Annotated in this window: 22 protein-coding genes and 1 other RNA gene; 10 read left to right on the top strand and 13 right to left on the bottom strand. The window is 47.4% G+C overall.

The features are described from left to right. Positions 1 to 285 precede the first annotated feature (285 nt). The 3 genes from ACLQ6D_RS07545 to ACLQ6D_RS07535 all read right to left on the bottom strand — a co-directional run bounded on the left by ACLQ6D_RS07545 (position 286) and on the right by ACLQ6D_RS07535 (position 2313). Positions 286 to 1287: an NAD(P)H-dependent glycerol-3-phosphate dehydrogenase gene (locus tag ACLQ6D_RS07545; RefSeq protein WP_411726674.1), complete on the bottom strand. Its 1002-nt coding sequence runs from the start codon at positions 1285 to 1287 to the stop codon at positions 286 to 288. Positions 1288 to 1305: 18 nt separating this feature from the next. Next, the gene (gene secB / locus ACLQ6D_RS07540) at positions 1306 to 1776 is read right to left on the bottom strand and encodes a protein-export chaperone SecB (RefSeq protein WP_411726673.1); all 471 of its coding nucleotides are present in this window, start codon (positions 1774 to 1776) and stop codon (positions 1306 to 1308) included. 63 nt (positions 1777 to 1839) lie between these two features. Further along, positions 1840 to 2313, bottom strand: a complete 474-nt coding sequence (locus tag ACLQ6D_RS07535; RefSeq protein ID WP_411726672.1) for a rhodanese-like domain-containing protein — start codon at positions 2311 to 2313, stop codon at positions 1840 to 1842. A gap of 263 nt (positions 2314 to 2576) precedes the next feature. Between ACLQ6D_RS07535 and gpmI the strand changes: the two genes are divergently transcribed. The 3 genes from gpmI to ACLQ6D_RS07520 all read left to right on the top strand — a co-directional run bounded on the left by gpmI (position 2577) and on the right by ACLQ6D_RS07520 (position 6889). Further along, positions 2577 to 4118: a 2,3-bisphosphoglycerate-independent phosphoglycerate mutase gene (gpmI, locus tag ACLQ6D_RS07530; RefSeq protein WP_411726671.1), complete on the top strand. Its 1542-nt coding sequence runs from the start codon at positions 2577 to 2579 to the stop codon at positions 4116 to 4118. Between the two features lie 9 nt (positions 4119 to 4127). Beyond that, positions 4128 to 5306 carry a murein hydrolase activator EnvC family protein gene (locus tag ACLQ6D_RS07525; RefSeq protein WP_411726670.1) on the top strand — a complete coding sequence of 393 codons (1179 nt, stop codon included), beginning with the start codon at positions 4128 to 4130 and terminating at the stop codon, positions 5304 to 5306. Between the two features lie 266 nt (positions 5307 to 5572). Then, positions 5573 to 6889 (top strand): S41 family peptidase, encoded by a 1317-nt coding sequence (locus ACLQ6D_RS07520; RefSeq protein ID WP_411726669.1) that lies wholly within the window; start codon positions 5573 to 5575, stop codon positions 6887 to 6889. Positions 6890 to 7084: 195 nt separating this feature from the next. Here the strand turns inward: ACLQ6D_RS07520 and rnpB are convergent. After that, positions 7085 to 7440: RNase P RNA component class A (rnpB, locus tag ACLQ6D_RS07515), an RNA gene on the bottom strand. A gap of 189 nt (positions 7441 to 7629) precedes the next feature. Here rnpB and ACLQ6D_RS07510 point away from each other — a divergent pair. Then, a complete protein-coding gene (locus ACLQ6D_RS07510; RefSeq protein WP_411726668.1) occupies positions 7630 to 8004 on the top strand; it encodes a zinc-ribbon domain containing protein in 375 nt (124 codons plus the stop codon). Positions 8005 to 8044: 40 nt separating this feature from the next. Here the strand turns inward: ACLQ6D_RS07510 and rsmI are convergent, their stop codons facing one another. Then, the gene (gene rsmI, locus ACLQ6D_RS07505) at positions 8045 to 8902 is read right to left on the bottom strand and encodes a 16S rRNA (cytidine(1402)-2'-O)-methyltransferase (protein WP_411726667.1); all 858 of its coding nucleotides are present in this window, start codon (positions 8900 to 8902) and stop codon (positions 8045 to 8047) included. A gap of 47 nt (positions 8903 to 8949) precedes the next feature. On the opposite strand from rsmI, the gene ACLQ6D_RS07500 reads away from it, so the two are divergent. Genes ACLQ6D_RS07500 through ACLQ6D_RS07490 form a run of 3 tightly spaced genes read left to right on the top strand, consistent with a single transcriptional unit; the run spans position 8950 to position 10572 of the window. Continuing rightward, complete coding sequence (locus tag ACLQ6D_RS07500; protein WP_411726666.1) at positions 8950 to 9588, top strand: penicillin-binding protein activator; 639 nt, start codon at positions 8950 to 8952, stop codon at positions 9586 to 9588. Between the two features lie 11 nt (positions 9589 to 9599). Then, positions 9600 to 9962: a YraN family protein gene (locus ACLQ6D_RS07495; RefSeq protein WP_411726665.1), complete on the top strand. Its 363-nt coding sequence runs from the start codon at positions 9600 to 9602 to the stop codon at positions 9960 to 9962. A gap of 16 nt (positions 9963 to 9978) precedes the next feature. Next, entirely contained in the window at positions 9979 to 10572 is a 594-nt protein-coding gene (locus ACLQ6D_RS07490; protein WP_411726664.1) for an SIS domain-containing protein, read from the top strand. Between the two features lie 13 nt (positions 10573 to 10585). Here the strand turns inward: ACLQ6D_RS07490 and ACLQ6D_RS07485 are convergent, their stop codons facing one another. The 5 genes from ACLQ6D_RS07485 to pyrF form a co-directional block, all read right to left on the bottom strand. After that, positions 10586 to 11071, bottom strand: a complete 486-nt coding sequence (locus ACLQ6D_RS07485) for a flavin reductase family protein (RefSeq protein ID WP_411726663.1) — start codon at positions 11069 to 11071, stop codon at positions 10586 to 10588. 1 nt (position 11072) lies between these two features. After that, positions 11073 to 11900, bottom strand: a complete 828-nt coding sequence (nadC, locus tag ACLQ6D_RS07480) for a carboxylating nicotinate-nucleotide diphosphorylase (RefSeq protein WP_411726662.1) — start codon at positions 11898 to 11900, stop codon at positions 11073 to 11075. 12 nt (positions 11901 to 11912) lie between these two features. Then, positions 11913 to 12842 (bottom strand): hypothetical protein, encoded by a 930-nt coding sequence (locus tag ACLQ6D_RS07475; RefSeq protein ID WP_411726661.1) that lies wholly within the window; start codon positions 12840 to 12842, stop codon positions 11913 to 11915. A gap of 92 nt (positions 12843 to 12934) precedes the next feature. Next, complete coding sequence (locus ACLQ6D_RS07470) at positions 12935 to 14011, bottom strand: lytic murein transglycosylase (protein ID WP_411726660.1); 1077 nt, start codon at positions 14009 to 14011, stop codon at positions 12935 to 12937. 93 nt (positions 14012 to 14104) lie between these two features. Continuing rightward, the gene (gene pyrF / locus ACLQ6D_RS07465) at positions 14105 to 14815 is read right to left on the bottom strand and encodes an orotidine-5'-phosphate decarboxylase (RefSeq protein ID WP_411726659.1); all 711 of its coding nucleotides are present in this window, start codon (positions 14813 to 14815) and stop codon (positions 14105 to 14107) included. A 291-nt stretch (positions 14816 to 15106) separates the two neighbouring features. Between pyrF and ampD the strand changes: the two genes are divergently transcribed. The 3 genes from ampD (at position 15107) to ACLQ6D_RS07450 (ending at position 17884) form a co-directional block, all read left to right on the top strand. Continuing rightward, positions 15107 to 15652, top strand: coding sequence for a 1,6-anhydro-N-acetylmuramyl-L-alanine amidase AmpD (gene ampD, locus ACLQ6D_RS07460; protein WP_411726658.1), 546 nt, complete (start codon positions 15107 to 15109; stop codon positions 15650 to 15652). Positions 15653 to 15728: 76 nt separating this feature from the next. Continuing rightward, entirely contained in the window at positions 15729 to 17303 is a 1575-nt protein-coding gene (gene nhaD / locus ACLQ6D_RS07455) for a sodium:proton antiporter NhaD (RefSeq protein ID WP_411726657.1), read from the top strand. A gap of 179 nt (positions 17304 to 17482) precedes the next feature. Further along, on the top strand, positions 17483 to 17884 hold the full coding sequence (locus tag ACLQ6D_RS07450) for a hypothetical protein (protein ID WP_411726656.1): 402 nt from the start codon (positions 17483 to 17485) through the stop codon (positions 17882 to 17884). Here ACLQ6D_RS07450 and ACLQ6D_RS07445 read toward each other — a convergent pair. From ACLQ6D_RS07445 to moaA, 3 genes are all read right to left on the bottom strand, one after another. Next, complete coding sequence (locus tag ACLQ6D_RS07445; RefSeq protein WP_411726655.1) at positions 17881 to 18783, bottom strand: TPR end-of-group domain-containing protein; 903 nt, start codon at positions 18781 to 18783, stop codon at positions 17881 to 17883. The genes ACLQ6D_RS07450 and ACLQ6D_RS07445 overlap by 4 nt on opposite strands. Before the next feature lie 127 nt (positions 18784 to 18910). Further along, the gene (locus tag ACLQ6D_RS07440) at positions 18911 to 20212 is read right to left on the bottom strand and encodes a DEAD/DEAH box helicase (RefSeq protein ID WP_411726654.1); all 1302 of its coding nucleotides are present in this window, start codon (positions 20210 to 20212) and stop codon (positions 18911 to 18913) included. A gap of 259 nt (positions 20213 to 20471) precedes the next feature. Continuing rightward, a complete protein-coding gene (moaA, locus tag ACLQ6D_RS07435) occupies positions 20472 to 21479 on the bottom strand; it encodes a GTP 3',8-cyclase MoaA (RefSeq protein WP_411726653.1) in 1008 nt (335 codons plus the stop codon). Positions 21480 to 21680: the final 201 nt, after the last annotated feature.

The following is a 21680-nucleotide window of genomic DNA, read 5'->3' as shown; positions in this document are numbered from 1 at the left end:
AACTTAATGTCATCAAAAAAAAGACGGATGCCAAAGTGTTGAATTCCTGATCGTTACTCCATTTGGATGCTGCTTGGTCTGCCCAAGGAATGCACATCATAAAAGATCCGTTTAACAAGTGGGCCTAAGTTGCTGGCATTGGAGAGTGCAATACATATCCGAAAGGTTTGGTAAAGCCGAGTATCTACCTAGCTATTTCTGCCAATTGTGGCAGCCTATCTGTCCCTGCATAGTAATTTCGTCCTTGGCAAACGGGAGGCGTTCATATAAGTCCATATACTAAAGCTAAGATTCAGCTTTCTGGTCGCGGGCAAGCAGGTTTTGCACCGCGCTTAACGGGTTGAGATTCTCGTATAAAACCTTGTAAGTTTGTTCTGTTATCGGCATATCTATTCCGTGCCGTTTCGCGAGCAAGTAGGTTTCCTTGGCAGTTGATATACCTTCAATTTCCTGGCCGATTTCGTCAATAATAGATGACCTGCTCCTGCCTAGCCCTAAGGCTAGGCCAAAGCGACGGTTTCTGGACTGGTTGTCGGTGCAGGTCAAGACAAGGTCGCCCAAACCGGCAAGACCGATGAAAGTCTCTTGCTTGCCTCCGAGTTTGATGCCTAAGCGCATGATTTCGCTAAGGCCGCGAGTGATGAGCGCTGCTCGGGTGTTGGCGCCAAAGCCCAGGCCGTCGGCAATACCGGCGGCAATTGCCAGCACATTTTTGACTGCGCCGCCAACCTCTACGCCAACGATATCGGAACTGGTGTACGCCCGAAAACGGTCGCTGTGGAGGATGTCGGCCAGTTGGTTGGCAAACTGCGGTTGCGTTGAGGCAACGGTAATGGCCGTAGGAAGGTTTGCGGCTACTTCGTGTGCGAAAGTAGGGCCGGAAAGGATGGCGGCAGGTGTTTCTGGCGAAAAGACTTCAGCGACAACTTGATGCAGCAAGGAGCCGTCTTCTGGGTTAAAACCTTTGGTGGCCCAGGCTATTTTTATACCTTTAACCGAAGCATGGGGCTTGAGATCAATCAGGGTGCTTTTGAAGGCGTGGCTGGGTAAGGCAACCAGGATGAGATCGCTATATTCGGCGGCTTTCTTCAGGTCGGAAGTGACGGCTACATTTTCTGGAAAGCTCAGGTCTGGTAAGTAACGCTGGTTTTTTCTTTCTTTAGCGAGACCCGCGATATGTTCGGGGGTATGCCCCCACAATAAAACCTGGCAACCATTTCTGGCCGCCAAAATAGCTAGTGCCGTACCCCAGGAACCTGCCCCTAGCAGGGTTATTTTTTGGCTCAATCTTATTGACCGATCAAGCTAGTTGATGCTGTTTGACCCAGCCGCTTGTTGTTGGATCTGGTGCAAATGTTGACCGTACAGGGCATCAAAATTGACGGGGGCGAGCAGCAACTGGGGGAAACCACCTTTTGCAACCAGATCAGAGACGACTTCCCGTGCGTAAGGGAACAGGATGTTAGGACAAAAACTGCCCAGCATAGGGCCCATTTCTTGTTCGGTAAAATTATCCAAAGTGAAAATACCGGCTTGATTCACTTCAACCAGATAAGCAGTAGCATCGACGCTTTTGACGGTGATCGTCACGGTAAGGGTGACTTCAAATACAGTTTCGTCCAGCTTGTCAACATGTGTACCCAGGTTGAAGTCCACGGCAGGTTCCCATTTTTCTCGGAAAATTTTCGGCGCATTGGGCGTCTCAAAGGACAGGTCTTTGGTGTACACCTTCTGTATGGAGAATTGTTTTTCTTGGGCATTGTTTTCTTCGGCCATGAGTGATGCCTGGTAATTGTATGATGTAGGTTATGAATTATATTTAAGTCTTGCGTAGAAATATCAAGCGCCAGTCTTGTGTTTGCGGTTGACTTTAATGGGTAATTTATAATCTTCCTGCCAGGATTGCATACCGCCGGTAATAACAAAAACATCCTTAAGCCCCGCTTTGGTGATTATTTTTCCAGCCGTGGATGAGCGCGTACCATCCTGGCAAACAATCAAGACCTGATTGTTTTTATAAGCATCTAGGCTAGTTGTTTGTTCCTTGATTTTGCTTAAAGGAAGGTTGACTGCACTTTCAATATGGCCTTTATTAAATTCATCATGTTCGCGCACATCAAGAACCACGGTATTGCCATTGTTCATTTTGGTTACGGCAAGCAATGGGGACACAAACCCAAACTTTTTAAGCGCTGCGTCGAACAGTTCCTGAATTAACAGATAAGTCACCACAACCAGAGCGAGCGACAAAATGTAGTGGTTTAAAATGAACTCTATGAGGCGATCTATTGTTATAGTTTCTGATAATGGCATGATAAAGATAAGGGTGTCTGCTTTTTGACTTTATGAATGATGGGATTCGGTCGGGGTATTTTACACACCCATGCTAACGCATATTTAGTATAATGTCCCCCGTTTGCGCGCGTTGGTCCCGCACTAAGCATAGAAAAACCTATAAATCCGGCGGAATGATACCTTATTTTCGGGTGTTTCGGGTAATGGAATGTGGGCAGGTCGCAAAAGTAGTGCGTCCCGTAGTTAATGGGTGTGTTAAGTGTCTGGAGATAAAAAGTAAGATGTCGAGTCGGCCAAAACCTGTTGTGTTGCTAATCCTGGATGGATTTGGTTATTCCAAGGAACAAGAAAATAATGCCATTGCTATGGCGAATACGCCCTGTTGGGACAGTTTGCAAAAAGACTGCCCCATGACTTTGCTGGAGTGTTCCGGAGAAGTGGTTGGTTTGCCAGACGGGCAAATGGGCAATTCAGAAGTAGGCCATATCCACATCGGTACAGGCCGCTACGTACCTCAGGATTTCTCCAAGATCAATGATGCAATCAAAGACGGTAGCTTTTTTACCAATCCGGTTTTGTGCCAGGCGGTCGATGCGGCCAAGGAAAAAGGCAAGGCCCTACATATCATGGGGCTGTTGTCTCCGGGCGGAGTCCATAGCCATGAAGACCAAATTGTGGCAATGGTCAAGTTAGCCGCCAAAAGAGGGCTTCGTAACATTTATCTACACGCATTTCTGGATGGACGGGATGTGCCACCCAAAAGCGCGGCTGCTTCAATCAGGCTATTGGATGAAAAATTCAAGGCATTAGGTGTAGGACGGATTGCATCCATCGTGGGGCGTTTTTATGCAATGGATAGGGACAAGCGTTGGGATCGGGTTAAACAAGGCTACGACTTGATCGTCAAAGGCGAAGGTAGCCATCGTGTGAGTTCCGCGCTAGAGGGTTTAAACGCGGCTTATGACAGGGGTGAGACGGATGAATTTGTCTTGCCTACGGTTATTATGGATGCCGAAGGCCAGGCGGTTACGCTGGATACTCAAGACTCTGTGGTGTTCATGAATTTTCGGGCCGACAGGGCGCGGGAACTATCCCAGGCCATAACCGATGTTGATTTTGCCGGGTTCGACCGGGGGCATGAGCCGCACAAGGGCTGCTATACGACACTGACGGAATATCATGAAGATTTTGATTATCCGGTTGCCTTCCCATCAGTGGATATTAAAAATGGCCTGGGCGAATATTTGTCGAATCTGGGAATGACGCAATTACGTTTGGCAGAAACAGAAAAATATGCCCATGTAACGTTCTTCTTCAATGGCGGGGTTGATGCTAGTTTTCCTGGCGAAGACAGGATATTGGTCCCTTCGCCAAAGGTGAGGACGTATGATTTGCAACCGGAAATGAGCCTGCCGGAAGTGACTGACCGCTTGGTTGAAGCCATCAAGGGCGGCAAATACGATGTAATTATTTGCAACTATGCCAATGGTGACATGGTGGGGCATACCGGGATTATACCCGCAGCCATCAAGGCGGTAGAGGCGATAGACGCTTCCTTGCAGCGCGTCGTTGATGCGCTGAAGAGTGTGGGCGGAAAAATGCTGGTAACGGCGGATCATGGCAATATCGAGCAAATGGTCGATGATGATGGGCAAATCCAGACTGCCCATAGCACCAATCCGGTGCCGCTGGTCTATGTGTGCGGTGAAGGTAAACTTGCTTCTGGTGGTAGCTTAAAGGATTTGGCGCCTACCATCCTGGCTATATTGGGCGTAGCGCAACCTGCAGAAATGAACGGTAGGTCACTTATCGCATCTGCTTGATGCTGGTGTATGCGTAGATTTCTGGTTTTTTGTTTTCTGCTAAGCTTATTTACGAGTCCTACTTATGCAGAAGAAATAGCTGATACGCCGCAGCAAAGTGATACGGGGCCAGATGTAGTAACCAATCCTGATCCACAAGAATTAGGGCGGCAAAAAGACGAATTGTTGGGCTTGTTAGCCCAGATTGATGAGCATTACGGCGACGTTGCGGCTTCGTTGAGATCGATTGGGGACCAGATTGAACTGACCAGCCGTAGCCTGGACAAGATTCGGAAGGAAATAAGCTCATACCAGGGACAAATCGACAAATTGAATAAGGTTGTGGCCGGACAAGTCAGGGCCGCTTATGCAATGGGGCAGCAAGACAAATTAAAATTGATGCTTAATCAACAAGATCCGGCATTATCCAGCCGAATGATGGTATATTATGAATACCTGAATAAGTCCCGTTTGGAAAAGCTCGCTAATATCCAGCAAACTGTCAGATATTTGGATCAGTTAGATAAGGATAAGCAAGCGGAGACCGAATTATTGGAAAAAAATCTGGGGCAAAAAAAATCGGAACAAGCGGCCTTGGATGAAACCAGAAAACAGAGAAACGACCTGGTTGCACGGCTAAACGACGGTTTTTATTCCGAAGAAGACCAGTTAAGTCGTTTAAAAGAAAGTGAAAATAAACTGATAAACCTTATCAGAACGTTAGAAAACGAACCTGATGATGGTAATCAGGAAGTTGAAGCGCCAAGTCCTGATGCAATCAGCCCAGAAAACACAGAGAGTTTTCCCAAGCTGACCGGAGAATTCTCCTCCCTAAAGGGTAAATTGCCCTTGCCCATAAGAGGCAAATTGGCGAGCATGTTTGACGGCCCTTCATCGGAAGACATCTGGAAAGGTGTGCTGATCAATGCGAAGGAAGGCGCTGAGATAAAAGCAGTGACGAAAGGGAAAGTCGCTTATGCCGGAACCCTGAAACGCTATGGATTGCTGATAATTGTTGAGCATGACAAGGAATACATGACGCTGTACGCATTTAACCAAAGCCTTTATAAGCGCAAAGGTGATTGGGTTGAGGCGGGGGATGTGATTGCTTCGGTGGGTCAGAGCGGCGGACGTAGCAAAGCTGGACTATATTTTGAAATACGCCAGAATGGCAAGTCCATTGATCCGCTGCTCTGGTGCCGTAACTAGTAGGATGTTACAAAACTCCATTCATGGACTTTTGTAATTCGCTTTCGCAAAACGTGGTTTTACGAAAGCTTCTTTTATCAATTCCTTAACAGTCATTGATAAAAGGCAGTGCATACATGGCACTGCGCTAGCAGGGTATTTCTCAATACCCTGCTAAAAGGGACTTGTTACATTTCTATGGTAAGAGTGCGAAGTTGGATAAGCGGTGGTTTTCAGGATTGTCCCAAAAAATTAAAGATATTGTGGTGGCTGGAGTTTAAAGGCGCATGCTAAAAAAGAATAGTCTATTTATTTTGTCCTTAGGAATTATGCTGGGTGTTTTCGTAGGTATCTGCGGTAGCGTAGTTGCTGAAAAGAACAAAAGTGATACTTCGGTGGATTCCGAGGCATTGCCTTTTGAAGATTTACGGACATTTACGGAAATTTTTGGCCGGATTAAGCGGGATTATGTGGAGCCCGTCTCAGACAAAAAATTATTGGAAGATGCCATTCGAGGTATGCTTGCTGGCCTTGATCCCCATTCTGCCTATCTGGTTTCTGAGGAATACCAGGAATTAAAAGAAGGCACAACCGGACATTTCGGTGGCTTGGGCATTGAAGTGACCATGGAGAACGGTTTTATCAAAGTCGTTTCACCCATTGACGATACGCCAGCACAACGGGCGGGGATAAAAACAGGTGACCTGATTGTCAGGCTTGATGATGAACCTGTAAAAGGCATGTCTTTGGCTGATGCAGTCAAGAAGATGCGCGGTGAGCCGGGTAGCAAAATCGTGCTTACTGTGGTGCGCGAAGGCGCGGAAGCACCCCTTAAGCTGACCTTGGTTCGTGCAGACATTAAAGTCCAAAGCGTGAAAAGCCGTATTTTGGAGAAGGATTATGGTTATTTGCGGATCAGCAGTTTCCAATCCGGCACTGGGGAAAGCCTGAAAGAAGCCTTGGCCAACCTGAAAAAAGAAAACGGTAGCCGTCTCAAAGGCTTGGTGCTGGATCTAAGAAATAACCCAGGTGGTGTCTTGAATGCTGCGGTGGATGTCAGCGATGCTTTCCTGAAATCAGGGCTTATTGTCTATACCGAGGGACGTATCGAAAATTCTGAAATGCGTTTTAATGCGGCTCCCGATGACCTTATCGATGGTGCGCCGATGGTTGTGCTGATTAATGCGGGTTCGGCATCAGCTTCCGAGATTGTGGCGGGAGCGTTGCAAGACCAAAAACGCGCGGTAATTATGGGTGAGAAATCTTTCGGTAAGGGCTCCGTGCAAACCATCTTGCCAACCAGCAGTGGCGCGGCAGTTAAGCTGACGACGGCCCGTTACTATACACCATCCGGCAGGTCGATACAGGCTGAAGGCATCGAGCCTGACATTGCGTTGGCAAATGTTAAGCTGGAATCCCTGGACAAAACCGAGTTCGATCCAGTAAAAGAAGCCGACCTATCGCATCACTTGCAGAATGGTAAAGCAAAGGAGGTGGCGAAAGAGGGCGATTCAGGAAAAACCAAGGAAAGTGCCGAATATAAAGACTACCCACTCTATCAAGCATTAACCTTATTGAAAGGCATTAGTATTGTGAACAAGTAAATATTGCCCTGTTTCGGGCTGGTGACAAGAATAAGCCCGAACCTCAGCCAGCCTTACCGGTTGTCTGAGGTTCGGGTTTTTTTATTAAGCAGTAATTGAGATGAGTCCAGCTAAAAACCAGGGAATCGTCGAATTAGTTTATTGACTAATGCTACACAAACTAAGTAGTCGGCGAGTGTGCGACTTGTTAAAAGAAGAAAAAGTCGGCCTGTAAGCCGGGTTCTGTCGAGAGCAGCCATTCATCTAGGCTGCAAGTCACCTTGCAGCTCAAGCAATCTACCCAGGAACCGCGCGGGCCACGCGTATATTCCTCTATTTGATCTTGCTCCAGGTGGGGTTTACCGTGCCGCCCCTGTTACCAGTTGCGCGGTGCGCTCTTACCGCACCTTTTCACCCTTACCATCCCCTTTTACAAGAGGTGGGCGGTATATTTTCTGTGGCACTTTCCGTAGGTTCACACCTCCCAGGCGTTACCTGGCACCCTGCCCAATGGAGCCCGGACTTTCCTCCATTTTATCTTGCGATAAAACAGCGACTGCCCAGCCGACTCTTTCTGGGGAAATTATACCGTAATCGGCAAATGGGGGTTGGAATAGTGATTATCGGTCAACAAACAACATCGACCCATCAATTCAAAATTGATTATGAGATAATTACGAATCTTTTAATTAGTTCGAGCGATCACTTATAAAGTAGGTAGCTTTTGATGTGATATAGCTGTTAACCCCCCATTACCTGCAATGACCAGCAAACAAAGCAAACGTGAGCGTTTAAAGGAAAGCCGCTTGACACGGGCGAAGGCGCTCGTCAGTATAGACCCGCGTTATGACGCACCGCCGCCCGGCGCGGTACTGGCTGATGCCAGCAAGTTGTCCCACAATAACACTTATGGCACGTTGCCCAAGTTTTACATCGACAAAGTGGTGATATGCCGCCAATGCGGCACGGAAGAAGTGTGGCCTGCGGAAAGACAAAAGTGGTGGTATGCGGAAGCCAAAGGCAATATCAATACCACGGCGGTACTTTGCCTTGCTTGCCGGACGATTGCTAAACAGAAAAAAGCCGAAGCCGGACGGATACATCTGGAAGGGTTGGCTAAGAAGCATGGAGAGTAGAGCGTTTCATCCTGTCTCATATTAAATGGGTATTCGCTTATTAATCTTGCTTTTCCAAATCCAATGCCGCCTGGTAAAGCAGTTTTTTTCTGGCTCCGGTGATTTTTACTGCCAGTTCAACGGCGGTTTTGATTGAGCATTCGCGCATAAGCACGGCAAGTATGCTTATCTGCTCTGGGCTGAGGGCATCGTCTTTTTTGGTAACTTTTGCTGCACCCTCAACGATTACCACAAATTCGCCTTTGCGCATATTTTCGTCTTGAGCTACCAGTTCCACTGCATTTGCCAGATTAGTTTTGACTATGGTTTCATGCAGCTTGGTCAGTTCCCTGGCGATAACGACTTGCCGGTCAGGAGGCAGAATGGCTACCATATCCTTTAATGCCGCCAATATGCGATGGCAGGACTCATAGAATACCCAGGTTGTCTGTGAGGTCAATTTTTCGGTGAAGAAATCTTTCCGTGCCGAGGACGTGCGCGGCAAAAAACCTTCGAAAGAGAATTGCGTAACCGGTAATCCCGCCGCAGACAAGGCGGCAATCAAGGCGCAAGCCCCAGGGATAGGCACAACTGCCAAGCCAGCATCCTTAACTTTGCGTACCAGCGGCATACCGGGATCGCTCAATAGTGGCGTACCCGCATCAGAAACCAGGGCGACTGAGACTCCACTACGCAGTTTTTCTAGTAGGCTTTCCGCTACTTTTTCTTCGTTATGTTGATGGAAAGACAGCACTTTATTGTTGATGCCGTAATGTTGCAGTAATAATTTGACATGGCGGGTATCTTCGGCGGCAATCAGGTCAACCTGTTTTAAGGTCTCTATCGCCCTGAAGCTGATGTCTGCCAAATTACCTATTGGCGTTGCAACAACGTATAATTTGCCGTAATGATTTGACATGCAATCCCTGTTTTGAATTATTTCTGTCTCAATGAAGGTAAAACCCTATGAGCCGCTACTATCCAATTGTCCCACTTTTCTGTGGGTTGCTGTTGACGGGCTGTGCAAAACTCCCGGACAGTTACGGATTGTATCAAGAACCGCCATCGCCTTGGGCAGTCGAACAAAATAATGCCCGTTTACGGAGTATCGAGTCCTTTATTCAGGCAGGAAAGGGCAATGCGGCCAAGCAACAGGCTGATTTGATCAACGGATCGGAATTGACTTCCCAGCAGCAAACGCAATTCAATCTGCTGTATGCCCAAATCCTGCTTAGTTTTGGCGAGGCAGAGCAGGCAATAAGCAAGCTGGCGATCACGGAAATCAGGCAACTGGGCGCAACCGATAAAATCAAATACTTTCAATTCCAGACCTTTGCTTATTCCTTGACGGGCAACTTGTTGGAAAGCGCCAAGGCCAGGATTGCCCTGGATGCTTTTTTGACCAAACCTGATGAACGGAAAAAGAATCAGGGCATGATTCTTGAAACCTTGGGCTTATTGCCTGAGTCCGACCCTTTTTTGGATCTTGCCAAAGCAATTAAAGCCGTATTTTTGGCTGTCCACAGCCGTCACAACAGCAGTGGCAGCAAACCCGTGTCGCATTTCTACGATACCAAACAGGCAACGCCTGCTCCTATTCAATAGAAAACATAGGCATGTTCGACTCACTAAAAACGAAGGCAGCACACTTATTACGTGGCAAAAGCGCGGAAGACCAAGCCCATGATTTTTTGGTCAGCAAAGGATTGAAACCAGTCTGCCGGAACTATCGCTGCAAACAGGGTGAGCTGGATTTGGTTATGCGCGACCAGCAATCACTGGTCATTATTGAAGTGCGATACCGGAAGTCGGACTTTTATGGCAGCGCCCTTGAGAGCGTTACGCACAGCAAACAAGCCCGTATAATAGCCGCCACGCAGCATTACCTATCGACGCTGCGGGTTGATTGCCCTCTGCGATTTGATGTGGTTGCCATCTCCGGGAATGGGGACATCAACTGGATAAAGGACGCCTTTTAACCTTGATACTGAATTCATGAGCCTACAAAACCGAATCATCAACCATTTCACTGACAGCATCCAAACCAAACAGGATGCCTTAAATGAACTATGTGAGCTTATTGAACTGGCCTCACAACGGTTGGTGGCGGCGTTATTGAATGACCGGAAAATTTTTTCCTGCGGCAATGGCCGCTCCGCCGCTAGTGCACAGTTATTATCGTCAGCGCTGTTGAATAAATTCGAACGCGACCGTCCCTCATTACCGGCTATTGCACTGACAATGGATACGACGACCGTCACAGCCATTGCTAATGACTATGGCTATGAGGAAGTGTTTTCCAAACCCATCCGGTCACTCGGGCAAAATGGAGATGTATTGGTGACTTATACCGATGGCAACCATTCCGCCAATATTGCCAAGGCAATCGCCGTATCCCATGCTAAAGATATATCAATCATCGCCCTGACAGGCAGAAAAAGTGAGGCCGTTTCAGCTTTATTGACTGAACGGGATTTGGAAATACGGGTTCCGTCCAGCTCGGCAATCCGTACGCATGAAGTCCATGTGCTGATTACGCATTGCTTATGCGATTTAATCGACCATCAATTGTTTGATGGAATGGCTTGAGTCGTCGCAGGGCTTAACTCTTATAGAGATTGCTGCTACCATCCATATTATCCGTTTGGCTGTATAGCAAAGGCCAGCCTGTGTTGAGTTCGGCGGCATCAATCACTTCGCAAACTGCAATTTTGTGGTCGCCTGCGTCCGTCGTGTGGCTGAGTTTGCAATCAAAATACGCCAAACTGTCGGATAATACCGGAGCCACTGTTTTTCCCGCTTGCCAGCGATAAGTGGACATTTTTTTCTTAACTCCTGAACGTCCGAAATGCACCGCGATAGCGAGGTGGTCTTGACCCAAGACATTGACAGTACACGCACCACTGGCCTGTAACAGTTTATAAGAATAATGCCCGTGATTGATGCTGAAGGCAATCATGGGCGGGGCAAAGGACACCTGCATAACCCAGGCTGCGGTAAACGCATTTTGTTCCGAGCCGTTGGCTACGGCAATGACGTAAACACCGTGGGTAATCCGATTAAACAAAGCGCTGGCATTTTCGATCATGTTAATGAACCAAATTAATCCGCATACTTAAGTCAATCGCCCTGATATTTTTGGTCAACGCGCCAATGGAAATGTAATCAACACCCATTTCAGCAATCGGGCGAATGTTTTCTAAGTTGATATTGCCCGAAGCTTCCAATTCAATTGCGTTGTGGTTCATGACGACAGCCGCCCGCATGTCGTCCAAGGTGAAGTTGTCGAGCATAATCCGGTCAGGCCGTGCGGCAATGGCCTCCTGGAATTCCTGTAGCGATTCAACCTCCACTTCCACCGGAACCGATGACTGTTGCCGCGCTATTTGTACGGCGTTTGCTATTGAACCTGCGGCAATAATGTGATTTTCCTTGATGAGTACGCCATCATACAAACCCATCCTGTGGTTATGGCAACCGCCACAAGCTATGGCATATTTTTGAATTTTTCTTAAGCCTGGAATCGTTTTTCGGGTGTCCAGCACCTTGCAATCCGTACCGGCGACAGCATCGGCATATTTTTTGGCTATCGTTGCAGTGGCGGATAGGGTTTGTAAGAGGTTCAAAGCCGTACGTTCCCCAGTCAGCAAAGTCCTGGCGGAACCACTGAGCTTGCATAAGGTTGATCCTGCACTAGCAGCCTCGCTCTCATGTACCAACCACAAAATGTTTATATCAGCATTGAGATACCTGAAAACCGCATCGAACCAGGCCTGACCGCATAACACCATCGCTTCCCGTGTTATAACGACCGCCTCAGCCTGAACGGTTTCAGGAATAATGTTTGCCGTGATGTCGCCTGAGCCGATGTCTTCTTTAAGGTAGGCACTTACATCGACTATATATGGGTCGGTCATGATAAGGTGTGGTCACTTTTCAATCGCATTCTTTAAAATTTTTTGGATGAATGGCAGGCCGATACTTAACCATTTTTCTACGGCTATGCCCACAACTCGTTTAAGCAATCCTAAAATACCGACAGTAACCGACAACAGCTTCTTGAACCACTCTTCGTGGCTGCTTGTAGCAAAATCAGTTCTCCAGCGTTGGTAATGGGAGCCTAGACCATCAACAAATACCGGTTTATATAACCACATTTCCAGGATTGAAGTGACCCACATAAACATGAGGGAAACACCCATACCCATTCCCGCAAAAATAATCAGCCAAGCGAACTCTGGGAAGAACTTGGTCAACCACCATGACACAATATCAGTAACAAGAAAAATATACGGCATTCCGATGGCAATGCACTTTAATTTAATGTCTGTGGTTTCTGCAAAACTGAAAATAATCCCGACAAACATAAAAATAAAACTGATGCCAAACATGTGAATATGCGAACCACGCGTCAGTGATCCAAAGGTGGCTCCCTCATCTTCGACTGTCAACGCCTTTAATCGCTCAAAATCATTAAAATTTGGAATTCTCGAAGCCTCTTTGTTGTGGCACATCACACAGCGGTCTTGAATGATCTTTTCGATGCCGTCGTCTTTGTAATCGCCGATATCCGCCCCATCCCTGACCCACTGCATAATTTCAAAACGCTGTTGTTCCGAGGCATTATCCTTCATGGAACCGTTAAGCTTTTGCTCCAACACAGTCCCGGAGCGATTCCCATAATAGCTATAAACAATATCATCGACCGATAAGCCGAATTTACCGTCGGCCAACCCGTGGGTCAGCAATATTTGGATGAGCGCAAACATATAACCGATACCGACAGTAACAAGGTAACCGGTAAACAACACCTTTATGGGTGTATCGTGGTCTTTTAAGGCTGTATATTTTGTTGGCATGAATTTTCCTGAAACGATTGATCTTAAGGGTTGACACAAATCCCAGTCAGCACAGGCATTAGACTAGCCACGGCTTCACCCGCCTGCGACAGTTAATAACGTCGCTTGATCGCTTGTGCCAATTGGTGGACAGCCATCGCATACTTGTTACTGTTGTTGTAGCGTTTGATCACTTTAAAATTAGGGTGGACGCGCCAATATTCCATGCCTTCATACGTACTTAATTCGATGACGGAAGCCCCATAATAATCGCTAGCCGGTTGCGCTACCGGGCTTTTATAGTCCCAACCGTTGCGTGAGAAATAATGCGCGACACTGCCAATCGCATCATTAGGATGCCAAAGGTCGCGCCGTCCGTTGCGGTCAAAATCAACCGCCAGACGACGGAAACTGCTGGGCATGAACTGCCCCAAGCCCATCGCGCCTGCCCAGGAACCGACCGGTTCGCGTGGGTTGTAACCTTCCTCACGCGCCATCAACAAGAAATTTTCCAGTTCCGACATAAAATACTTGGAACGCCTGTAGGTGTCAAAAGATAAGGTGGTCAAGGCATCAAAAACGCAAGTTTTGCCTATATTTTTGCCGAAATAGGTTTCTACCCCAATGATGCCAACAATGTATTCGGGGTCAACGCCATAGGCAGAGCTAGCTTGACGGATGGCATCCGCATTAATACGCCAAAATTCTACTCCGTCACTGATGTGTGCATCAGTGAGGAACTTGTTACGATAGCGGGTCCAGCTACCTAAGCGCGGTTTTGAAGAACCGCTGGGTGCAGGATTTTCCAAACGGATAACCGAATCCAACCGGTTGGCTTGTGCGAACAGCCCTTGAAGATAGGTTTCGGAAAACCCGTGTGTTCCGACCATGTGCCGGATAAAGTTTCTTACCGGATAAGAATTGGCATAATTACCCGGCGTGCCGTAGGGCTCGTTATATGAATGGTTGTAAGAATCGGAAGGAATATAAGACGGCACTTTGGGGTGATAGGGATTGTGAGGCTGTATAGGTCGGGGCGGAGACATACTCGGCCTTACTGGAACAGAAGTCTGCGGGTTATTGGTGACTTGTGGATACGCGTTGTAATCGCTGGCTGGATCACTCGCGCATCCAGATAATATCAACACAAAAGTCAGCCTGAATAAGTGCTTATTGATTGGATTTGTCACGGGACTACCTTCCACTGCAAAATTATAAAAGCCGCTATTCCCTTTCAGGAGAACATTAATATTTTCTTAACCGTCGCAATTCAGATGGCGCGGCTAACGGTTGGCAAGCCCCTGCGCTATTTCATCCTGGAATTTTTTAATGGTGCCAATGGGGTCTTCTGACGTACGGATGGGCCTACCAATCACCACATGGTCAGCGCCATTGATAATTGCCTTACGTGCCGTGGCAATCCGTTTTTGGTCATCTTCACCAGGAGCGCTTGATTCTGGCCTTATCCCTGGAGTAACGACAAGAAAATTGCTGCCTAGCCCATCGCGTAACGGCTTGGCTTCCAAAGCCGATGAAACCACCCCGTCACAGCCCAAACCCAGCGCCTTTCTGGAGCGAATCAGCACCAACTCCTCAACCGAGCCAGTCAGCCCCATTTGCCGCATGTCCGATTCATCGAAACTGGTCAGCACGGTAACAGCCAACACTTTGACATTGCCCCGGTCGGAAAGCGCGGCTTTGATGATGGCATCATTGCCGTGTATCGTGGCGAAGGTTACGCCCCGGTCTTTGACTTGCTGAATGGCAAGATGGACGGTTTCTGGAATATCAAAAAACTTCAAGTCCAGCATGACCTTGTTGCCACGGTCGATGATGAAATCAACCATATCCCACCAACCGGCCAAAAACAACTCCAGGCCGACCTTAAAAAATTTAATGTCGCCATCCAGCTTTCTGACCCACTGTTTTGCCTCATCAGGGTTAGGGACATCCAGTGCGAAGATGATCCGCTCATTCAGGTTTATAGTTTTCACAAGGTCGCCGAGTGGCTCAGTAATAAAGGTTAAAGAATGCTACCACACAACGTAAACTAAAGGTATTCTCTAAAAATTCAAAAACCACCCTCACCCTAGCCCTCTCCCAGAGGAGAGGGCTAGGGTGAGGGGCTTAAGAAAATTGGCAAAGCAGGATTGGCATCCTCATATTTTAAGTCAGTTTATGCCAATCGCAGGTAAAATGACTTAAGCACAAGGCTAAGGGCAAAAGGTGCAAAACAGCGCTCATCTTTTTGCCTTGTGCCTTTCGCCTTGAGCCTTAGATATCACATGCACATAACCCAACATTGGCTTAGTGAAGCCAGCCACGTTCCCTCACCTAACTTCGATGACCGTCCAGATCCGGACGATATTTCCTTGCTCGTCATCCACTGCATCAGCCTTCCGCCGGGTGAATTCGGCAACTCGGGCATCGACCAGTTATTTTGTAACCGTCTCAATCCTGATGGACATCCCTACTTTAAAGACATTTCCCAGCTTACGGTGTCGTCGCACCTAGTCATCAAGAGAAAGGGTGATATAGTGCAATACGTACCGTTTGACAAACGCGCCTGGCATGCCGGGCAATCAAGCTATGAAGGGCGAGAACGCTGCAATGATTTTTCTATTGGCATAGAACTTGAAGGTACGGAGACAATACCTTATACCGAAGCGCAATATGTTCAGCTTGCCGCTGTCGTTAATACCTTATTGAAAGCTTATCCAGGACTATCGACCGAACGGATCACCGGTCACAGCGACATCGCCCCCGGACGCAAGACCGACCCCGGCGAATCATTTGACTGGCAGAAGTTTTATTGTTTATTGGGGAAATGATGCCAGATTGATAAGATAACGGGGAATCCAGAATTTTACTTTAAGACAGAGACGGAATCCGTCCTTCAAGACTTTTATGTTACCGATTAAAAAAATGCTGCTCTGTCAAAAAACTAGCTCGATACTGCTCGTGCTGCTTTTGCCGTCTTTGGCATTCGCTGGGGAAGGAACAAATGCCACAAGTCCGGTGCAACCCTTGGATTTGACCCGGCACTGGGCCGGTTATCTGGCTTTGGTTTTGTTTGCCGTCGCTTATATCCTGGCTATGACAGAGGAAGTTACCCAGTTGCGAAAGTCGAAGCCCATGGTGTTTGCTGCGAGCATGATCTGGGTATTTATCGCCGCCGTTTATGCTCATGGCGGCATAAGTGAACAAGCGGGGGTTGCCTTTCGTTCTGTGTTGATAGGTTATGCAGAACTGTTTTTATTTATCATGGTTTCAATGACTTACCTGAATGCCATGGAAGACAGGAGCGTGTTTGAAAGGCTGCGGGTATGGTTGTTAAGCAAGAATTTCAGTTACCGCCAATTATTCTGGATTACCGGTTTCCAGGCCTTTTTTATTTCGTCGGCCTGCAACAACCTGACCACCGCATTACTGATGGGTTCGGTTATTGTGGCCCTGGGCAAGGATAGCCCACGTTTTGTTAAGCTGTCCTGCATTAACGTTGTCGTAGCCACCAATGCCGGTGGCTCGTTCAGCCCTTTTGGCGATATCACCACGCTCTTGGTGTGGCAAAAAGGCGTGGTTCCATTTGCCGATTTCTTCTCCCTGTTGATCCCGGCGCTAGTCAACATGATAGTGCCGGCTGTTATTATGCATCACTTTATTCCGAAGAAAAGCCCGGCAGCGCTCATCGAATCACAACCCATGAAGCGGGGTGGCTGGGTTATCATCGGTTTATTTGTATTGACCATAGTTACGTCGGCCTGTTTCGAGAATTTCCTGAGCCTACCCCCCGCAGCAGGTATGATGCTAGGCCTGACTTACCTTAAGTTTTTCAGTTATTATTTACAAAAAACTTCAGCTAACCAAGACGATTCTGAAGAAGACGATACGGAATCCCAAGCAATATCAGCTAAACAAAAAAACAGTTTGGCCGCATCGACAACCAAGAATGCGACAGGAGAAAAATCCAGTTACATCGACTATTTCGCTCCCATGAAGGTCATGAACACAGCGCGATACAAGGCGGAAATGATAGACCAACCCTTTGATGTCTTTAATAAAGTCGCAAACCTGGAATGGGATACGCTGCTGTTTTTCTACGGTGTCATGGTTGCTGTCGGCGGCTTGAGCTTTATCGGTTATCTGGGCTTGGCGTCCCAGGTTTTGTATGTCGGACTTGACCCTTCGGTCGCCAATATTTTAGTCGGTATTGCTTCAGCCTTTGTTGATAACGGAACCATCATGCTGGCGGTATTGACAATGGCGCCCGATATTTCCCAGGGGCAGTGGTTGTTGGTTACGTTGACCGCCGGAGTAGGTGGCAGTTTGTTGGCGGTTGGCTCTGCGGCCGGAGTCGGTTTAATGGGGCAGGCTAAGGGTATTTATACCTTTACTAGCCATTTAAAATGGACCCCAGCTATCGCTTTAGGTTATTTCGCTAGTATTGCCGCTCATTTTCTTTTGAATGGGCGCTATTTCTAAAAAATAATTATTCCTGGTTCATACAGTATTCAGTCCCCTGTTGATATTCTTTAGCCAACAATTTATATCACAGGAGAAAAACGTGAACACTCTTACTAAAAAAATCGTTTTGTCAGGTTTGGTATTATTACTGTCTGCTTGTGTACATTACCCAAGGCAATACAGTTCTTATCCCGATAATGGATCTTATTACCCCGGCTACGGCAATTATCAGAACCATCACCCTAGACCATCGGGAAACTGGGGTCATGGTAGGCCTTATGGCGGTCATCATTCCGACAATTACTACCAAAATAATTATTACAACCGTCCTCAGCCCAGGCCGCGCCCGATGTCAAGCTACGATCATCATGAACACAGAAATGCCCCTCCGGCAGGAAGGCACGATCATCCTCAGCGTAGGCCAGAACCCCTGGCTCACCGTGATGACAGACATGTCCCTCTTGCAAGAAGAGACGATCACCCTGGCGGCAGAGGGTCAGGCCAGCACAGGGATCACGACAACCACCCTTCAAATTGGGGCGGTCGGTATGGGAGACCGTGAAAAAATCCAAAACCAAGTGCTTGCTTTATCCTTCTAACCGTTTGATTGTTTAGGTGTTTCTATAGCAGACACAGATACTTCTTCGACAGGTGTTTGAATGGCTTCTTCGGTATTCGCAACGGATTGCTCTACATGTTTCTCGGCAATCGCCGGAGCTTCCTCAATGACTTCAGGCTCATCAGCTTTTGCCTCGGGTTCGTTTTTCTTTTCCTCAACCTTCTTTTTTGGAGTACGGTAGGGATCGAATTCAGTTTTTTCTTTAGGTTTCGGTTTCTTGGCTTCTTCTTCAGCGGCCTTTGCAGCCAAACGTTTTTCTTCCTCTAGCCGCCTATCTTCCTCCAATGAGCTCATGAATTCTTGAAACCAGGCTTGGTTTTTGATGTTAGCCAAGTCTGGATCGGCAAGAATATCAGCATCTTCCGGCAAATTGCCTTTCCCTTTTGCAGTCTGCAAAGCTTCCAGGCAGTTCTCATTATCGCCACGTATGCCATAGACACAGGCAAGATTAAAGGTGGCAACACCGGCCTGAATGGAATTGGCTTTTTCAAACTGCTTTTTCGCCATTTCGTACAGCTCATCACTGGGTGGTACGCCCCTGGCGCGGGCCAAATCCATACAGGCAACCCCGGCATCAATAGCTGCGGCAAGATAGCTGGGATCTATCGTCATGCAAAAAGCAAATTTCGCAATCGCGTTCCGGTAGATATTGATCGATTCAGGCGGCGTTTTGCTTTTTGCTTGGTGCAGTAAAGTTACCCCCCAATGGTACAACGCTTTAGCGCGAAAAGAATCGCCGATCAAGACATCGGCATAGTCCTGATAGACTTCTTTAAGTAATTGATCCGCTATGCCGCCTTCTTCCTTACGTGCTTTAACAGCTTTCTTTACGGCGGCATCGAGTTTGGCTTTTTTTGTGAACGATGCGAAAAACGACATGATTGAATGCTCCTGGTTAATGAATTTATCTTTATATGATACGAAACTTATGATAACTCAATTTTAGTATCGAAATGTGAATGGTCGCACAAAAACCGAAAAATGTGGTATGCAGGGTGTGCTTGAGTTATCGAGACCTTGAATTTGCAGGTTTTTTCGAATGATTGCCACGCGAATTGTTGCTGCTTCCATGGCTGTGATGCAATATTTTTTTGCTGGTATGGCGGTAGTCTTTTTTACCTGAATTTTTGGCAGCTGCATTTTTTTTGGGCGCATCAATGACCTTGAGTGAAATCGGCTCATAACCGGTATCGTTTACCCGTGGAATTTGCCGTTTCAGCAGTTTTTCGATAGCTTCCAGCAAATAGGCTTCTTCCGGACAAGCCAGGGACAGTGCAGCGCCACACAATCCGGCGCGTCCGGTACGGCCTATCCGGTGAATGTAATCCTCAGCGACTTGCGGTAAATCGTAATTGACCACATGGGGCAGTTCTTCAATATCCAGTCCACGGGCAGCAATATCGGTGGCGACCAACACAGCGACTTTGCCGGTCTTAAAATACTCCAGAGCCTTATTTCTTGCACCCTGGGTTTTATTGCCATGCAGCGCAGCCGAACTGATGCCGTCCTTTATCAACTGTTTCTGTAAGCGGTCAGCGCCATGTTTGGTGCGGACAAAAACCAACACCTGTTGCCAATTATTGCTCCCTATCAGATAGGAAAGGCACTCGCGCTTATTCGCCTGGGCAATGCCATACACCCGCTCGGAAATGTTATCTGCAGTGGCATTCTGTTTGGCGATTTCAACTTCGACGGGATGATGGAGAATGGTTGCCGCAAGCGTTTTAATGGCACCGGGCATGGTGGCGGAAAATAATAAGCTTTGTCTATTTTTGGGCAGGTAAGCCAAAATTCGGCGAATGTCAGGCAAAAAACCCATATCCAGCATTCGATCCGCTTCATCCAGCACCAATATTTCAATATTAGATAAAGCTATGTTTTTTTGGGATAAATGATCCATTAAGCGGCCTGGCGTGGCGACAACGATATCGCAACCGTGGCGCAATAATCGAGTCTGTACATCAATGCTAGCCCCGCCAATGATGACTTGCGCCTGCAAGGGCAGGTATTTTCCGTAAGTCGCGATACTTTCATAAACCTGGGCCGCCAATTCACGCGTGGGCACTAATACCAAAGCGCGAATCTTTTTGGGCTTGAGTTTTAAATCCGCATTTTCCATAAGCCGTTGTAGCAAGGGCAAAGAAAAACCGGCGGTTTTGCCCGTGCCGGTTTGTGCGCCCGCCATAATATCCTTGCCTGCAAGAATAGGTGGGATAGCTTTAACCTGGATAGGTGTAGGTGTTGTATAGCCTTGGTCGGCAACTGCTTTAAGCAATGCGTCCGATAGGCCGAGCGAGTCAAAAGACATGTAAACCTTTATCAATAATTATTGCTGCGCTTATTTTGGCGGCAGCAGTCGCCATGAGCCTAAAAAAATCAGTTGAAGAAATCATGTTCAACTTTACGCTAAAAACTATCAATGCAATTATACAAATATAACTAAATGGCGTGGGTGATGTAGGGGTAGGCCTTGTGCCTGCCTTGTCAGGGCAACCACAAGGGATTGCCCGTACGGTAGTGCGGAAAGATCAAGCCTAACTGATGAATTATGTTGAAGGACGGTTAAATTACCCCCCCGTAACACTCATGTGCCGTAAGATCACCGGTTGCTCATGTATGTTGAATTCGTGTTTTTCAGGTTTGATAAGCATGGCATCAACGATGGCCTGTTTTAATATATCCATGTCGCCGGGATAAGATCGGATGACTTGCTTGAGATCAACCGAATGTTCATTGCCCAGGCACAACAACAACTGTCCCTCAACCGTTAACCGAACCCGGTTGCAGGAGCCACAAAAATTGGCGCTGTGCGGCGAAATGAAACCAACCCGGATTTGGGTGCCTTGCACCTTATAATATACCGACGGCCCGCCGGTTTTTTCGGTTGAGGCGATCAAAGAGAAATGGGCGGCCAAATCGGCCTTGATACAATCACTAGAATAATAGGAGGATGAACGGTCGTGCTGACTGACCATCCCCAATGGCATTTCCTCAATAAAGCTGATATCAATGCCTTTATCGACCGCAAATTGCAACAGACTGACCACTTCCAGATGGTTTTTGTCCTTGAGTATCACCGAATTGATTTTAATGCGCTCAAACCCAGCGTTACGGGCCGCATCAATCCCGCGCAAAACTTGCTGTAAATCGCCCGTACGGGTGATTGCCTTGAATTTACCCGCATCTAGGGTGTCCAGGCTGATGTTGATGCGCTTAACCCCCGTTTTTTTCAGGGGTAAGGCCATGCGTTCAAGTTGCGAACCATTCGTTGTCAGCACCAGCTCGTGCAGGCTGTCTATCCGGCCAATATTTTGCAGTAACTCCAGCGCCCCCCTTCTGACGAGAGGTTCACCACCCGTCACCCGAATTTTTTTTACCCCTAATTCAGCAAATGCCTGGGCAATAAAATATAACTCTTCTAGCGACAAGACGTGCTCGCGAGGCAAAAACGTCATTTCCTCAGACATGCAATACACACAGCGGAAATCACAGCGATCCGTAATGGAAATACGCAAATAATCAACCTTTCTGCCGAAACGGTCGATTAGTTGGTGCGTAATGTGGGAATTAAGCATTTACAAAAAATTGAAAACCGACGTCGTCATATTATCACAGTCATACTAAGTTTTCTAAATGATAAGGGAATGCGCTAGGGTCTGTTGACATTTATCTCATATAAAACCACGTTACCCGTCATGCCGTCAGGGAATGACGGCATCCAGGTGGCATGGATGCCGTCCTTGGCTTCTGGATTCCGGCGATCCCTGCCGGAATGA

The organism is Methyloglobulus sp. (assembly GCF_046714055.1).
GTDB lineage: Bacteria > Pseudomonadota > Gammaproteobacteria > Methylococcales > Methylomonadaceae > Methyloglobulus.
This window is presented reverse-complemented; position numbering and strand designations above follow the sequence as displayed.

What these genes read in the sequence shown, in the direction of transcription:
- secB (WP_411726673.1), bottom strand. Translation starts at nt 1,776, where the DNA reads ATGGCCGAAGAAAACAATGCCCAAGAAAAACAATTCTCCATACAGAAG.
- ACLQ6D_RS07535 (WP_411726672.1), bottom strand. Translation starts at nt 2,313, where the DNA reads ATGCCATTATCAGAAACTATAACAATAGATCGCCTCATAGAGTTCATT.
- gpmI (WP_411726671.1), top strand. Translation starts at nt 2,577, where the DNA reads ATGTCGAGTCGGCCAAAACCTGTTGTGTTGCTAATCCTGGATGGATTT.
- ACLQ6D_RS07525 (WP_411726670.1), top strand. Translation starts at nt 4,128, where the DNA reads ATGCGTAGATTTCTGGTTTTTTGTTTTCTGCTAAGCTTATTTACGAGT.
- ACLQ6D_RS07520 (WP_411726669.1), top strand. Translation starts at nt 5,573, where the DNA reads ATGCTAAAAAAGAATAGTCTATTTATTTTGTCCTTAGGAATTATGCTG.
- ACLQ6D_RS07510 (WP_411726668.1), top strand. Translation starts at nt 7,630, where the DNA reads ATGACCAGCAAACAAAGCAAACGTGAGCGTTTAAAGGAAAGCCGCTTG.
- rsmI (WP_411726667.1), bottom strand. Translation starts at nt 8,902, where the DNA reads ATGTCAAATCATTACGGCAAATTATACGTTGTTGCAACGCCAATAGGT.
- ACLQ6D_RS07500 (WP_411726666.1), top strand. Translation starts at nt 8,950, where the DNA reads ATGAGCCGCTACTATCCAATTGTCCCACTTTTCTGTGGGTTGCTGTTG.
- ACLQ6D_RS07495 (WP_411726665.1), top strand. Translation starts at nt 9,600, where the DNA reads ATGTTCGACTCACTAAAAACGAAGGCAGCACACTTATTACGTGGCAAA.
- ACLQ6D_RS07490 (WP_411726664.1), top strand. Translation starts at nt 9,979, where the DNA reads ATGAGCCTACAAAACCGAATCATCAACCATTTCACTGACAGCATCCAA.
- ACLQ6D_RS07485 (WP_411726663.1), bottom strand. Translation starts at nt 11,071, where the DNA reads ATGATCGAAAATGCCAGCGCTTTGTTTAATCGGATTACCCACGGTGTT.
- nadC (WP_411726662.1), bottom strand. Translation starts at nt 11,900, where the DNA reads ATGACCGACCCATATATAGTCGATGTAAGTGCCTACCTTAAAGAAGAC.
- ACLQ6D_RS07475 (WP_411726661.1), bottom strand. Translation starts at nt 12,842, where the DNA reads ATGCCAACAAAATATACAGCCTTAAAAGACCACGATACACCCATAAAG.
- ampD (WP_411726658.1), top strand. Translation starts at nt 15,107, where the DNA reads ATGCACATAACCCAACATTGGCTTAGTGAAGCCAGCCACGTTCCCTCA.
- nhaD (WP_411726657.1), top strand. Translation starts at nt 15,729, where the DNA reads ATGTTACCGATTAAAAAAATGCTGCTCTGTCAAAAAACTAGCTCGATA.
- ACLQ6D_RS07450 (WP_411726656.1), top strand. Translation starts at nt 17,483, where the DNA reads ATGGATCTTATTACCCCGGCTACGGCAATTATCAGAACCATCACCCTA.
- ACLQ6D_RS07445 (WP_411726655.1), bottom strand. Translation starts at nt 18,783, where the DNA reads ATGTCGTTTTTCGCATCGTTCACAAAAAAAGCCAAACTCGATGCCGCC.
- ACLQ6D_RS07440 (WP_411726654.1), bottom strand. Translation starts at nt 20,212, where the DNA reads ATGTCTTTTGACTCGCTCGGCCTATCGGACGCATTGCTTAAAGCAGTT.
- moaA (WP_411726653.1), bottom strand. Translation starts at nt 21,479, where the DNA reads ATGCTTAATTCCCACATTACGCACCAACTAATCGACCGTTTCGGCAGA.